The following is a 14,118-nucleotide window of genomic DNA, read 5'->3' on the forward strand; positions in this document are numbered from 1 at the left end:
TTACTTTTCTTCCTCTATTCTCCGATCATCTGCAATGACCTTTTTTACAATACTCTCTCTGTCGAGACCAACTTCTTTTCTTAAGACATCTACATTTCCATGTTCAACATAATCATCTGAAATACCGATTGTGCAAACTTTCAATGGGATACCCTCACGCATCACAAAATCTTCTACCTGCTCACCAAATCCACCTGTAAGCACATTTTCCTCAATTGTCACAAGGATCCTGTGATTTTCTGAAATCTTCCGGATCCTCTCTGTATCCAGAGGTTTCACAAATCTTGCATTGATCAGACTACACTGATACCCTGCTGCCTTAAGATCCTCACGCACCTGTTCTGCAAGGAAAGACATATGTCCGACAAACATTACCGCGATCTCACTCTCTTCATATAGAAGTTCGCTCTTTCCATATTCGATCGGAGCACGGAATTCCTTCAGTCCTTCATATGCTTCTCCTCTTGGATAACGAAGTGCAATCGGATACTGGAAACCTACTGCAAAGCGCACCATATCCGCCATCTCCCAACGGTTCTTTGGTGACAGGATTGAAAGATTCGGGATCAATGATAAAAATGATAAATCAAAGACTCCCTGATGTGTCTCTCCGTCACTTCCAACAAGACCTGCGCGGTCTACTGCGATCACAACCGGCAGATTCTGAAGACAGACATCATGAATTGTCTGGTCAAACGCTCTCTGTAAGAAAGATGAATACACCGCAAAAACAGGCTTCATTCCCCCGGCAGCAAGTCCTGCTGCAAATGTCATCGCATGCTCTTCTGCAATTCCTACATCAAAGAATCTTTCCGGAAATAGCTTTGCGAATCTGGAAAGTCCGGTTCCGTCTGCCATCGCTGCAGTAATAGCTACAACCTTCTTGTCCTTCTTTCCGATATCTGCAAGCACTTTGGAAAAAATATCTGTATAAGAATCCTTCCCCGACCCTCCGATCGTTTCTCCTGTTGTCACATCAAAAGGTCCTGTTCCATGGAATTTTGACGGATTCGTCTCTGCCGGAAGATAACCTTTTCCCTTCTTCGTCACAACATGTACAAGAACTGCATGATTTACCCGTTTTGCTTCATTCAATGTCTTTGTTAATGTCTTCAGATCATGTCCGTCTACAGGACCCAGATATGTGATTCCCATATCCTCAAAAAACATTCCCGGAACAAATAATTGTTTGATCCCGCTCTTCGTCTTCTTCACCTGATGGACGATCCGTTCTCCCCTGCCGGGAATCCTCTTGATCGTATCTTCGACACCTCTCTTCAGGTCTGAGTATACCTGTGTCGTCCGAAGCCCATTCAGGTAATTTGACATACCACCAACATTCTTGGAAATGGACATCGTATTATCATTGAGTACAATGATAAAATTACTTTTCAATCTGGAAGCGTTATTCAATGCTTCATATGCCATACCGCCGGTCATAGAACCATCTCCGATCACAGATACAACGTTATAATGCTCCTGTTGAAGCTCTCTTGCGGCCACATAACCAAGCCCTGCTGAGATTGAAGTTGAACTGTGTCCTGTATCAAACGCATCACATTTGCTTTCTTTTCTCTTAGGGAATCCACTCATTCCTCCGTATTTTCTAAGATCATCAAATCCTTCTTTTCTTCCTGTCAGAAGCTTGTGTGTATAAGACTGATGTCCCACATCCCAGATCAGTTTATCCTCTGGGAAATGAAGTACTTTATGCAATGCCATCGTAAGCTCAACAACTCCGAGATTGGATGCCAGATGTCCTCCGGTCACACTGATCTTTTCGATCAGAAACCGCCGGATCTCATCCGATAATTCTTTCAGCTCTTCCTCTGTCAGTTCTTTTATATCGTTGGCCTTTTGAATCTTTTCAAGTGCCATAAGTTCCTCCTCACCGACAATCTTATTTTTCTCTATATACAAGAGATTTCAAAAGCTGCTCAAGGAAATTATCCCCGGCAGGGAACTTTTTCAGTTCATCGATTGCTTCTTCTGTCATACGTTCCACATCTTTATGAGCCTGTTCGATTCCTTTAAGTGTTACATATGTTGTCTTTTCATTCTTCTCATCACTATGTACCGACTTGCCCAGCTGCTCTGTCGTGCTTGTCACATCCAGAATATCGTCCTGGATCTGGAATGCCATTCCGATCTTTCCTGCGACTTTCTGCATACTCTTTACATCTTCTTTTGATGCTCCCGCAAGGATTGCTCCAATCATCATAGCAGACTCGATCAGTGCACCTGTCTTCAGTCTGAAAATAAAATCAAGAACTTCCTCATCAATCTGATGTCCGGATTCTTTCACATCTACAACCTGTCCACCGATCATACCATAGATTCCGGCCTTTCTTGCCAGAACTCTCATCGCTTGTCCGATTCTAAGGCTTTCCTCCGGAAATTGCTCAAATGCCTTGCATGCTGTCTCAAATGCATAGTTTAAAAGTGCATCACCCGCAAGGATTCCCATATCCTCTCCATAAACAATATGTGTCGTCTTTCTTCCTCTACGGTACTCATCATTATCCATTGCCGGGAGATCATCATGAACCAGTGAATAGGTATGGATCATCTCCATTGCTGCCATAAACGGATAAATCACTTCTGTCTCTCCACCAAACAGACGGTATGTTTCCATCATCAGCATTGGGCGAAGGCGCTTACCTCCTGCCATCAGACTGTATTCCATTGCTTCCATGATCACACTCTGATATCCGTTTGCTTCCGGAAGATATTCTCTGAGTATTGCTTCAATTTTTTCTACTTTTTCTTTCTGTTCTTCTTTAAAATTCATGACTCTCTCCATTCTCATCCAAGGCAAGAACTTTCTTTTCCACATCGTTAATTGTACGATTACAACACTTCACAAGTTCCATGCCTTCCTGATATAAATTAAAAGAATCTTCAAGAGAAAGCTCCTCTCCTTCCAGTCCGCCAATGACGCGATCCAGTCTCTCAAATAACTCCTCAAGACTTGCAGCCTGTTCTATCTTCTTCGTGTCTTTCATCATTTCCTCCCGGTTACTGTTTATGGGAACTTTGTCCTCTTTCCCCTTCTAGTTTTACAGTGTCTGTAACGTAAGTCTCAATCTGTCCATCCGTTACATAAATCTGCAACAAATCTCCTTCTCTTACCTGATCTGTTTTCTTTATATTCTGTCCTTGTGCATTGCAGACATAAGAATATCCCTGACTTAATTTCTCAAGGGGAGACAATCCCTTCATCCGTTCTGCACAAAGTGCGAGTCTGTGCTTTTCTTTTGTCAGATGCCGCTCCATAAGCGAGCGCAGTGTATTCTCAGCGTCAACCGTTCTTTGTCTCTTCTCATTGAGTTTCTGTCTTGGATGGAGCGTCTGAAGTTTCAATCTGCTGTGTTCCAGATGCATACGCTCGTTTAGCAGCTTCTGATTTATTGCTCTTCGAAGTAAACTCTCACAATTAAGAATCTGTTCTTTCACTTCAGAATATTCATACACTGCAAGCTCTGCCGCTGCAGATGGTGTCGGTGCTCTCAGATCTGCCACATAATCGGCAATCGTTGTATCTGTCTCATGTCCGACTGCAGAGATCACCGGAACGCGACAGTCAAAAATCGCACGCGCAACAGCCTCCTCATTGAATGCCCACAGATCTTCAATGCTTCCTCCGCCTCTTCCGACGATCATGACATCCACCTGCTTCTCTTCCAGCATATGGATTCCTTTCACGATGCTGCTCACGGCACCATCACCCTGTACCAGTGCAGGATAAAGCAGGATCTGGACAAATGGATTCCTTCTCTTTGCCACATTGATGATATCTCTGATCGCTGCTCCTGTCGGTGCGGTCACAACCCCGATCGTACGTGCATAGCGTGGAACCGGCTGTTTGTACTCTGCTGCAAACATTCCCATCTCTTCGAGTTCTTTCTTCAGTGCCTCGAATCTTTCATACAAAAGTCCCGCACCGTCCAGAATGATCTCTCTTGCGTACAGCTGATACTTTCCATCCCGCTCATAGACACTGACCGCCCCCAGCACTACTACCTGCTGTCCTTCCTCCATATGAAAAGAAAGCCCAGACCTTGAGCCTGCGAACATCACGCAGGCTATCGTGCCGGACTCGTCTTTCAATGAAAAATATATATGCCCTGATGTGTGGTACTTTAAATTAGACACCTCACCCTTTACATAGATTCGGTTCAGCATGAAGTCCTGGGTGAACATATTCTTAATATAAGAATTAACCTGCTTCACCGTATAGACATTTTTCATTCTTTCGTCTCTTCCAGTGAACGCGCAATCTTGCCAAGTACTCCGTTAATAAATGACGGAGCCTCATCTGAACTGAACATCTTTGCCAGTTCTACTGCCTCGTTAATCGCAACTCCTACCGGTACCTCGTCATCCCACTTCATCTCATATACCGCAAGTCTCAGAATGGACAGATCTACTTTGTTCATTCTTGTCGTCTTCCATCCCTTTGCATTGGCATTGATCAGTTCATCAATCTCTTCTGTCTTCTCAAGTACTGCCGCATATTTTCTCTTAATATATTCTTTATCCTTATCCGCTGCATCTTCCAGTGTAGAAAAATAGTATTCAATCTGCTCCGGCATCTCCTGCGGATCATTAAATTCTATCTGAAACAACATCTTGAAAATGTGCTCGCGAAGTTCTTTTCTAACCATGTTGGCTGATTCCTTTCCTGTTCGCTTTTATTCCTGACTCTCCATCTCGACTCCTGCAACCTTAATGTTCACATCAGCCACTTCAAGTCCTGTCATATTCTCAATTGCATTCTTAACTTTCTCCTGCACTCTTGCAGACACCTCAACGATGCTGTAATTGTACTTCAGGTTCAATGCCAAGGATACAGTCACAATACCTTCCAGTACATCAACCTTCACACCTTTGGAAAGATTCTTCATTCCGAGCTTTCCGATCAGTTCATTCGTGATGTTTCCGGCCATAGAAGCAACACCTTCCACTTCTGTGGCAGCAAGCGCTGCAATGATCGCTACAACTTCATCCGCAATCTTAATCTCACCTTTGCTTGCGTCGTTCTGTATTGTATAAATATTTCTTTCGTCCTTTGCCATAATCAAAACCTCCTGTTTTGTCTGATTCTTTCTACATTATATCAAAAATCTTTCTATTTGAAAAGATTTTTATGAACGTCCGAATTCTGACAAAATAAGTCCTTCATTTCTCTCTTCTGTCATACGGATACTCCACTCATGCGCAAAGAGAAGAAGCGGACGTCCCTTCAGATCCATGATCTTCTTCATATCAGATGTTCCGCTCAAGCGATCCATATCGATCTCTTCATTCTCAATCCAACGGATGTACTCATATGGCAGATTCTCCAGACGGATCTCTACATTATATTCATTCTGAAGACGATACTTCAACACATCAAACTGAAGTACACCTACAACGCCTACGATAATCTCTTCCATACCCGTGTTGAATTCCTGGAAGATCTGGATCGCACCTTCCTGTGCAATCTGATTGATTCCCTTTACAAACTGCTTTCTCTTCATCGTATCAACCTGACGGACACGCGCAAAGTGTTCCGGTGCAAAGGTCGGGATTCCTTCGTAAGCAAATTTCTCTTTTGATGTTGTCAATGTATCTCCGATCGAGAAGATACCTGGGTCAAATACCCCGATGATATCTCCGCCGTAAGCCTTATCGATCATCTTTCTTTCACTTGCCATCATCTGCTGCGGCTGGGAAAGACGCACATCCTTTCCTCCCTGCACATGATAAACACTCATACCAGCCTCGAATTCTCCGGAACAGATTCTCATGAATGCAATTCTGTCTCTGTGGGCTTTGTTCATATTCGCCTGGATCTTAAATACAAATGCTGAGAAATCTTTCTCTGTCATTGGATCGATCTCGCCATGATCTGATTTTCTTGGAAGCGGAGAGGTTGTCATCTTCAGGAAATGCTTCAGGAAAGTCTCTACACCAAAGTTGGTAAGAGCGGATCCGAAAAATACCGGTGAAAGCTGTCCCTTATCAACTAGTTCCTGATCAAACTCAGCTGCTGCTCCGTCCAGAAGTTCAATCTCATCTGCAAGAATGTCTTTTGCATCTGCTCCGATCAGTTCTTCTGTCTCCGGTGCGTCGATCGGTATCATCTTCACTTCACCCATCGCAGTACCTTTTTTCGTGTCTGAGAACAGCTCAACTTCACGTTTCGCTCTGTCGTAAACTCCCTTGAATTCCTTACCGGAACCGATTGGCCAGTTAATCGGACAAGTTGCGATTCCAAGCTCTTTCTCTATATCATCTAACAATTCAAATGTATCTTTCGCCTCACGGTCGAGCTTATTGATAAATGTAAAAATTGGGATGTGACGCATCACACAGACTTTAAACAGCTTTCTTGTCTGCGCCTCAACACCCTTGGATGCATCGATAACCATAACTGCGGAATCCGCTGCCATCAAAGTACGGTATGTATCCTCTGAGAAGTCCTGATGTCCCGGTGTATCCAGAATATTAATACAGTATCCACCATAATTGAACTGAAGTACAGAAGAAGTTACAGAAATACCTCTCTCCTTCTCAATCTCCATCCAGTCGGAAACCGCATGCTTCGCAGTTGCTTTTCCCTTAACAGATCCTGCCTGGTTGATGGCTCCTCCGTACAGAAGGAATTTCTCTGTCAATGTTGTCTTACCGGCATCCGGATGGGATATAATGGCAAATGTTCTTCTTTTCTTTATCTCATTCGTAATTTCTGACATTTCTAATCTCCTATCATTTTCACGCAATAGATAACTGTCCGCAGGCATCCCGTAGACAGTTACATAATAAACCAGTAAATAGTGTATCACAAGTCCTCTCTGACAGCAAATCTTTTATAAAAAGTTTTTCCAAAAATATACTTTCTATTCATGAATTGGTGTAATTACAATCTTCTCCGGCTTTACATCCGACTTTCTTGTCACAATATCCTCAATCTGGGCACGGTTTGCATCCGTAAGCTCCTCTGCATTTACAACAACATCTGCACTATCTTCCCCCAGACTTACCACTGCCTCTGAAAATCCTTTTGTTGCCATCAATGTCTCAATTTCCATCTCCGTCTCTGATTGTTTTGTAAGCTCCACCATCTGTGCAACTGCATCTGACTTTTCCTCTTCACTGAGCTCTGTATTGTCTATGATCGACTGCAATGTTTCTTTATTCTGAGCACGCACCTGTTCTCTTGTAACTTTTGCCTGGGCTACCGTAGTCTGGGCTGAACCATTTGTTAGAACCGCCTCTCCAGGTGTTCCTTCTGTTTCAGAATCATTACTTTCAATTTCTTCGCTTCCTGCTTCTGTATCTTCCTGTGAAATATCTAAAAGTTCCTGGTTTGTAAGATCTGCATTAGCTTCTTTTGTTCCTTTCGCATTCTCGCCAAACAGACGTCCCGTGTAGTTCAGATATCCTGCTGCCGCGATCATAACCGCAAGTGCCACAATGATCAACTGGTTTTTCTTCACTTTTCCTTTCATTAAGACAAACCTCCTTTTATGTAGGCGCACGTTTCATTATTTTTATCTTATGCGCTTCTACACCAAATAATGCCTGCACCGCTTCTGTCAGATTCTTCGCGACAACTGCATTCCCACCTCCATCTGCTATTACAAGAATGCCCTCCACTTCCGGTGCATTTTCTTTACTTACATATGGGGTCTGCGTTCCGTCTGTCCCCTGACTGTACACGGTCGTTTTATCCAGAGATTTTTCTTCACTTTCTCTTGTCTCTCCCTGGCTGTCTGCTTCCTTCGTCGTCTGATGTGTGCTTTGCTGATCTTTTTCAACCACTTTCTGTCCTGTAGACTTTAATGTGATCATCACCGTCACCTTTCCCGCCCCATCTACGACACCAAGTGTCTGCGCTGTCTTCTGTTCCAGATATTTTTCATAGTCTGCCATGGAATCTGTCTCATACGTCTCTCCTTTCCCGGATTCCCCGTCAATCTTTGTATCCTCATCCACCTCCCCTGTCTTCGGAACCGGAACCGCAACTACAAGAAGCAGCAGTCCACACAGGAATAAAATGGCTAATCTTGTTCTTTTCTGACCACGATCCGCCTGTTTTATCTTCCTTGTGTATCCCACGATCCTTTCCTTCCACTCCTGCCAATTATTGTCCAATTCCGATTTCCTCCCGTTTTATAGAATCCGACATCCGCTCTATTTCTTTCTCATATTGCTGATACACTTCTTTCTGATAAAATTGCTCTGCTTTCAGTCCTTTCAACGCCGCAACAGGGGATAGTGCAAGCAGGATCAGGACAAGTCCACAGAAAAAACGAATATATTTTTCATAATCCTTTCCCGGAATCACCTGCAGAACTGCACTCATAACGAGAAGCATTGAAATGATTTTTTGTATCCATTGTGTAAGCATCCGGCAGATTCCTCCTCTCTCCTCTGAAACCTTAAGATGTTACAGCCACCACAAGTGCAATGCTTAAGACAAATAACAGCGTTGTGGATGCTATTACCTTCACCATAAGCTGATAACCGGAACTAACTCCAGATATGCATGTTGTAATTCTCCGGTCAGAAACCGGTTGAACTAATGCCGCCACAAGTTGGTACAAAAATGCCAATATCAGAAATTCCACCAGTGGAATAAGTGCCAGGACAGCTATAAAAATCATTCCTGCTACACCGATTCCATTCTTAAGCAGTACTGCAACTCCTAATGCAACATCCATTGTACCTCCGGCAACATCTCCGATCCACGGAACCGCCTCCAGTGTTCGTCCCGCAGCAGTCATTTTCAAAGAATCAATTGCCGGATTCAAAAATCCCCGGATCAGACTGATCCCACTCACAGCGGCAATCATACTTTTCAGACTCCATTGGATACATTTTTCCAGAAGTTCTGCAAATTCTGAGAAAAGATCTTCTCCGGTCAGGCAGGATAAGACCCTCACCATCCCGTAGATCTTCACCGCCGGTAAAAGAAAATGAAGTACAAGCAGTTCCACCAGATAGATTAAGAACAATATTGTATTATAAAACATCAACGCCGAACTGCTCTTTCCGGTAAATGCAACCGCCAGAAAGAAACTTGGGCAAAACACCTGCATCAATTGGACAAGCTCTCCTGTTTTTTCTTCGGCATATAAATTCATCGATTGATATGCTTCCAGACAGATTGCGATCACAACAAGATACAAAATATAAAAACCCGCTTCCGCTGTCTGTCTGTTTTGAAAGATACTTGTAAAATTCGAGAAAAATGCAGCCGCTACTGTAATCAGTAGCAAGCGCGCCAGATTCTTCCTTCCTTTCTGAAAAACAGAGAACACCTGTCCTGAAAAAAACTCAAGAAATCTTTCTCCCAATTCCTTCGTATTTCCGCTGATCAGCATCTCTGTAAGATCACGAAACCGTACTTTTTCTCCCAGTTCTGTCTCTCCTGATAACTGATCGATCTGTCTGAAATCAAATTCATCCAGCAGACTTTCTTCCATTTGTTCCAGCTCATCCTCCAACATCCCGGAACGATCTTCTGTTTCCTTTTCCTCCGCTGTACCATGCTCTGCTGCATACACGCTGCCACATCCTGTCACAACCGTAAATAAAAACACAAAACAGAAGAGCTTTTTCCAAAAATGTTTTTCCCTTTTCATATCAGAAAATCTCCGATTAGTTCCAGCAGCGCAAGAAGTACCGGCATTCCTATCGCAAGGATCGTCAACTTTGTAAAAATCTCAATCTGTACAGCAATATTCTGATACCCTGCATCTTTACAAATTCCGGATGCAAATTCAGCCACATAAGTCACACCGGCCATTTTCAACAAAATACTCATCTGTCCGGCATCCAGTTTTATATAATCTGCAATTTTCTTTACTGTCTGCACAAAGATTTCAAGTCGTGAAAGCATACAAAGAAATAAAAACAGGCTGACTGCAAGACTTACATAAATGCCATATTCACTTTTCCCACTTTTAAACTGCAAAGCAAGTAATGTTCCCACGACACCCAAAAGTGCGATTTGTATACTGTTCAATTCTGTTCCGCCCTCCTTAAAGAGAAAACAATTGCCGGATCGAAGAAAATAAGTCATAAATCGCCGGGAGAACCCAGGATAATACAAGAATCAGCCCTGCAAGACTTGTCAGGAATGCCTGTTCTTCTCTGCCGCTATGCTTCAAAACCTGACTCAGAATAGATACAAGAATTCCCACCGCCGCAATTTTAAATATCAGATTGATGCTCACATTCTCCCTCCTCTCCCTTTTGTTCCCGCCCTTTTAAAGCAGAAGGATCACAAGAAAAATCCCTCCTGCTGCCCCCAGCCAGCTACCGAGCTTTTTCTTCTCAGACGTTTCCGCAGTTCTCTTTTCAATTTCCATATCCAGCCTTTTTAAATGATACTCCAGCAGACGAACTACACCTTCTCTGTCTCCTATTTCAAGCAGTTCCCCAGGTTCGCAGATCAGAGGATTCATTTTCCCTCTCCATTTCAGTTCCGGAAGATCTTTTCCTATCGTATCTGTCCACAAGTCAGCAAACCGCTTTTCCTGTGCGCCCTGACATTGAAATGCCAGATCCATCAGCCAGTTTTCATAAGGTTCCTTCTCTCTTGATGCAATATTATAAAAAATTTCCGAAAGCGGAAGTCCTGCATACAGTAATTCGCCTTTTATTTGTTCTATAATTCTGCGAAAATGACTCAATTCTTCCAGATAATTCCGAAGTTCTTTTCCATACATCCATCCTGCTCCAGTCGTCGCCAACAGGATCAGAAAACATCCGACTAATTTCTGCACAGCACACGCCCCCGCTCATCATAGATTTCCCGGATCTTGCCAGGACCGTGATCCTGTCCAAGCACAACATAACGCTGAAACATTCTTCTGCGGATCAGGTCACCCAGGATCGGCTTTTTAGAAGCCTCATCCATATCAAGGCTGTGTACACTCGCAATCAGCCGGCAGCCGCACTGCATGGCATATTCAATGGCATGGATATCCTCACTTGTGCCGATCTCATCCACTGCGATCACACGCGGCGCCATAGAACGGATCAACATGATCATCCCCTCCGCTTTCGGACAACAGTCTAAAATATCAGTCCTTGTACCCAGATGATTCTGCGCGATTCCAAGATAACACCCACCAAGCTCCGATCTTTCATCTACCACACCGACAGAACACCCTTTTATGTATTCATTTCCATCCGATATCTGACGGATCAGATCACGGATCAAAGTAGTCTTTCCGCAACACGGCGGAGAAATGATCAATGTATGGCAAATCTGTTTATTTTCCGTAATATATGGAATCAATGCGTCAGCACACCCAAGTACTTCGTGAGAAATTCTTACATTTAGCGAAGAAATATACTGTATATTTTTTACTTTTTCATTTTCTATAATTACTTTTCCTGCCACCCCGACCCTGTGACCTCCTTCCACTGTAATAAATCCCTGTTTCAACTCATTTTCATATGCATAGAGCGAATAATGACAAATATATCCCATTGTCTCACCAATATCTTCTTTCGTAACCAGATACGGGTGTGCCGGGTCCGGAAGAACCCGTTCCTGCCCTTTCATCTGAATCAGCAGCGGCTGACCTGTACGTATCCTGATCTCCTGCAGTTCCTCCGGATTACTGACGGATTCTTCTACAAGCTTACGGATTTTTTCTGCCAGCAGATTCCAGACCTGCATCTTCTTGTTCTGTCTTTCCATTTCCATCTTGTCCACCTCTCCAGTTGTTGTCCGTACCCCTCCTCTCTACACAATATATGGATAAGATTCTTAAAGTATTCCTTGCACATACAAGAAAAGAGGAACAAAACCCAGTTTCCTGAATTCTGTTCCTCTTTTTTTATTCTTTCTGATTCTTATTCTGCAACATCTTTCATGCTGAAGCTGAATCTTCCCATCTTATCTTTACCAAGGCATACAACCTTCACAACATCACCGATGCTTACAACGTCTTCTACCTTGTCAACTCTCTGCTTGGAAAGCTTGGAAATGTGTACCATTCCTTCTTTACCCGGTGCAAACTCAACGAATGCTCCGAATTCTTTGATGCTGATAACCTTTCCTTCAAAAAGCTGTCCTGCTTCGTAATCTGTAACGATTGTCTGGATGTACTTCGCAGCTTTCTCCATGTTCTCTTTCTCTGTACCGCAGATAGATACATTTCCTTCATCATCGATGTCGATCTTAACACCTGTCTCGTCGATGATTGCATTGATTGTCTTACCACGCTGTCCGACAACATCACCGATCTTCTGTGGATCGATCTGCATCTGAATAATCTTCGGTGCAAACTCTCCAACTTCTTTTCTAGGCTCAGCGATTGCTTTACTCATAACTTCATCCATGATGTAAGTTCTTGCTTTCTTTGTAGCAGCGATTGCTTCTTCGATGATCGGTCTTGTCAATCCGTGGATCTTGATATCCATCTGGATTGCTGTGATACCTTCGTGAGTACCTGCTACCTTGAAGTCCATGTCTCCGAAGAAGTCCTCGAGTCCCTGGATATCTGTCAATACAAGGTAATCATCATCTGTCTCACCTGTTACAAGTCCTGCAGAGATACCTGCTACAGCAGACTTGATCGGCACACCTGCTGCCATCAGTGACATACTGGATGCGCAGACACTTGCCTGTGATGTAGATCCATTAGACTCAAATGTCTCAGATACTGTACGGATCGCATATGGGAACTCAGACTCGCTTGGAAGTACCGGAAGAAGTGCTCTCTCAGCCAGTGCTCCATGTCCAATCTCACGACGTCCCGGTCCTCTGGAAGGTCTTGTCTCTCCTACAGAGTAGGACGGGAAGTTGTAATGATGCATATATCTCTTTGTCTTCTCTGCTTCATCAAGACCGTCGAGCTTCTGTGCTTCAGAAAGTGGAGCAAGTGTTGTCATTGTGCAGATCTGTGTCTGTCCTCTTGTGAACATAGCAGAACCATGAACTCTCGGGATCAGGTCTACTTCTGCTGCAAGCGGTCTGATCTGATCGATTGCACGACCATCCGGACGCTTATGATCTTTGAGGATCATCTTTCTTACTGTCTTCTTCTGATACTGGTAAACAGCCTCACCAAGCTTCGCAAGATACTCTTCGTTGTCTGCAAATGCTTCCTCGAGTCTCTCTGTGATCACACGGATATTCTCTTCTCTTGTCTGCTTGTCATCTGTAAATACAGCCTCTTCCATCTCAGCAGCCGGAACGATCTCCTGGATCGCATCAAAGAGTTCCTGCGGAACAGCAAAGCTCTGATACTCATGTTTTGGCTTTCCACACTCTGCAACGATCGTGTCAAAGAAAGCGATCACTTTCTGGTTCAGATCATGTGCCGCAAAGATTGCTTCAATCATCTTCGCTTCCGGAACTTCCTTCGCACCGGCCTCGATCATGATAACCTTTTCCTTTGTAGAAGCAACTGTCAATGCAAGATCAGATACTTCCTTCTGTGCTGCTGTCGGGTTGAATACGAATTCTCCGTCAACAAGTCCAACCTGTGTTGTAGAGATTGGTCCGTCAAACGGAATATCAGAAATACTTGTCGCAAGTGCAGCACCAAGCATAGCTGTAAGTTCCGGGCTGCAGTCCTGATCTACAGAAAGAACAAGATTCTCAAGTGTTACGTCATTTCTATAATCTTTCGGGAACAGAGGACGCATCGGACGGTCGATGACACGGTCTGTCAGGATTGCATTCTCAGATGCTTTACCCTCTCTCTTATTAAATCCTCCCGGGATCTTTCCTACAGCGTACATTCTCTCATTATACTCTACGCTGAGTGGAAAGAAATCAATTCCTTCTCTCGGCTTGTCAGATGCTGTTGCTGTACACAGTACAGTTGTGTCACCATAATGCATCAGCACTGCACCATTCGCCTGTTTTGCCACACGGTCAACATCCACGCGCAGTGTTCTGCCGGCCAGTTCCATTTCAAACTTTTTATACATGGTTTTCTCCTTTTTATCTTATCTTCGTTTTATATGAGCAGAACAATTCGCTCCGAAACTACTGAAAAATGTACTATTCCATAGCAATTGAAGCCCACTGTAATCGATTGATAATACACTTTTCAGTGGTCTCGGTTCTTCTCTGCCCACAAGCTTTTAAATTATATC

The 14,118-nt window shown here is 43.6% G+C and carries 16 protein-coding genes; all 16 read right to left on the minus strand.

What is annotated here, in order from left to right:
- Positions 1-1,878: a 1-deoxy-D-xylulose-5-phosphate synthase gene (dxs, locus tag LI126_RS10360; RefSeq protein WP_227165324.1), complete on the minus strand. Its 1,878-nt coding sequence runs from the start codon at positions 1,876-1,878 to the stop codon at positions 1-3.
- A 22-nt stretch (positions 1,879-1,900) separates the two neighbouring features.
- Positions 1,901-2,791 (minus strand): polyprenyl synthetase family protein, encoded by an 891-nt coding sequence (locus LI126_RS10365; RefSeq protein ID WP_227165325.1) that lies wholly within the window; start codon positions 2,789-2,791, stop codon positions 1,901-1,903.
- Positions 2,781-3,008 carry an exodeoxyribonuclease VII small subunit gene (gene xseB / locus LI126_RS10370; protein ID WP_330611672.1) on the minus strand — a complete coding sequence of 76 codons (228 nt, stop codon included), beginning with the start codon at positions 3,006-3,008 and terminating at the stop codon, positions 2,781-2,783. Before xseB ends, LI126_RS10365 begins: the two co-directional genes overlap by 11 nt.
- 10 nt (positions 3,009-3,018) lie before the next feature.
- Complete coding sequence (gene xseA, locus LI126_RS10375; RefSeq protein WP_055165687.1) at positions 3,019-4,251, minus strand: exodeoxyribonuclease VII large subunit; 1,233 nt, start codon at positions 4,249-4,251, stop codon at positions 3,019-3,021.
- Positions 4,248-4,667, minus strand: coding sequence for a transcription antitermination factor NusB (gene nusB, locus LI126_RS10380; protein ID WP_020436266.1), 420 nt, complete (start codon positions 4,665-4,667; stop codon positions 4,248-4,250). Before nusB ends, xseA begins: the two co-directional genes overlap by 4 nt.
- 27 nt (positions 4,668-4,694) lie before the next feature.
- The gene (locus LI126_RS10385; protein ID WP_015529095.1) at positions 4,695-5,078 is read right to left on the minus strand and encodes an Asp23/Gls24 family envelope stress response protein; all 384 of its coding nucleotides are present in this window, start codon (positions 5,076-5,078) and stop codon (positions 4,695-4,697) included.
- A gap of 69 nt (positions 5,079-5,147) precedes the next feature.
- Positions 5,148-6,740, minus strand: a complete 1,593-nt coding sequence (locus LI126_RS10390; RefSeq protein WP_020436265.1) for a peptide chain release factor 3 — start codon at positions 6,738-6,740, stop codon at positions 5,148-5,150.
- Positions 6,741-6,884: 144 nt separating this feature from the next.
- Positions 6,885-7,496, minus strand: a complete 612-nt coding sequence (locus tag LI126_RS10395) for a SpoIIIAH-like family protein (protein ID WP_015529093.1) — start codon at positions 7,494-7,496, stop codon at positions 6,885-6,887.
- A 16-nt stretch (positions 7,497-7,512) separates the two neighbouring features.
- The gene (locus LI126_RS10400) at positions 7,513-8,142 is read right to left on the minus strand and encodes a stage III sporulation protein AG (RefSeq protein ID WP_227165326.1); all 630 of its coding nucleotides are present in this window, start codon (positions 8,140-8,142) and stop codon (positions 7,513-7,515) included.
- On the minus strand, positions 8,132-8,398 hold the full coding sequence (locus LI126_RS10405; protein ID WP_015529092.1) for a stage III sporulation protein AF: 267 nt from the start codon (positions 8,396-8,398) through the stop codon (positions 8,132-8,134). The genes LI126_RS10400 and LI126_RS10405 overlap by 11 nt, the downstream gene beginning before the upstream one ends.
- 31 nt (positions 8,399-8,429) lie before the next feature.
- Positions 8,430-9,635 (minus strand): stage III sporulation protein AE, encoded by a 1,206-nt coding sequence (locus tag LI126_RS10410; RefSeq protein ID WP_117497609.1) that lies wholly within the window; start codon positions 9,633-9,635, stop codon positions 8,430-8,432.
- Positions 9,632-10,018 carry a SpoIIIAC/SpoIIIAD family protein gene (locus tag LI126_RS10415; protein ID WP_155203700.1) on the minus strand — a complete coding sequence of 129 codons (387 nt, stop codon included), beginning with the start codon at positions 10,016-10,018 and terminating at the stop codon, positions 9,632-9,634. The genes LI126_RS10410 and LI126_RS10415 overlap by 4 nt, the downstream gene beginning before the upstream one ends.
- 16 nt (positions 10,019-10,034) lie before the next feature.
- Positions 10,035-10,229 carry a stage III sporulation protein AC gene (gene spoIIIAC / locus LI126_RS10420; protein ID WP_015529090.1) on the minus strand — a complete coding sequence of 65 codons (195 nt, stop codon included), beginning with the start codon at positions 10,227-10,229 and terminating at the stop codon, positions 10,035-10,037.
- A 33-nt stretch (positions 10,230-10,262) separates the two neighbouring features.
- A complete protein-coding gene (locus tag LI126_RS10425; protein WP_226866292.1) occupies positions 10,263-10,781 on the minus strand; it encodes a stage III sporulation protein AB in 519 nt (172 codons plus the stop codon).
- Positions 10,769-11,707, minus strand: coding sequence for a stage III sporulation protein AA (gene spoIIIAA / locus LI126_RS10430; RefSeq protein WP_055145887.1), 939 nt, complete (start codon positions 11,705-11,707; stop codon positions 10,769-10,771). Before spoIIIAA ends, LI126_RS10425 begins: the two co-directional genes overlap by 13 nt.
- 155 nt (positions 11,708-11,862) lie before the next feature.
- Complete coding sequence (locus LI126_RS10435) at positions 11,863-13,950, minus strand: polyribonucleotide nucleotidyltransferase (RefSeq protein WP_020436259.1); 2,088 nt, start codon at positions 13,948-13,950, stop codon at positions 11,863-11,865.
- Between the last annotated feature and the right edge of the window lie 168 nt (positions 13,951-14,118).

Origin of the sequence: Mediterraneibacter sp. 210702-DFI.5.30 (assembly GCF_020560115.1) — a bacterium.
GTDB lineage: Bacteria > Bacillota > Clostridia > Lachnospirales > Lachnospiraceae > Mediterraneibacter > Mediterraneibacter faecis.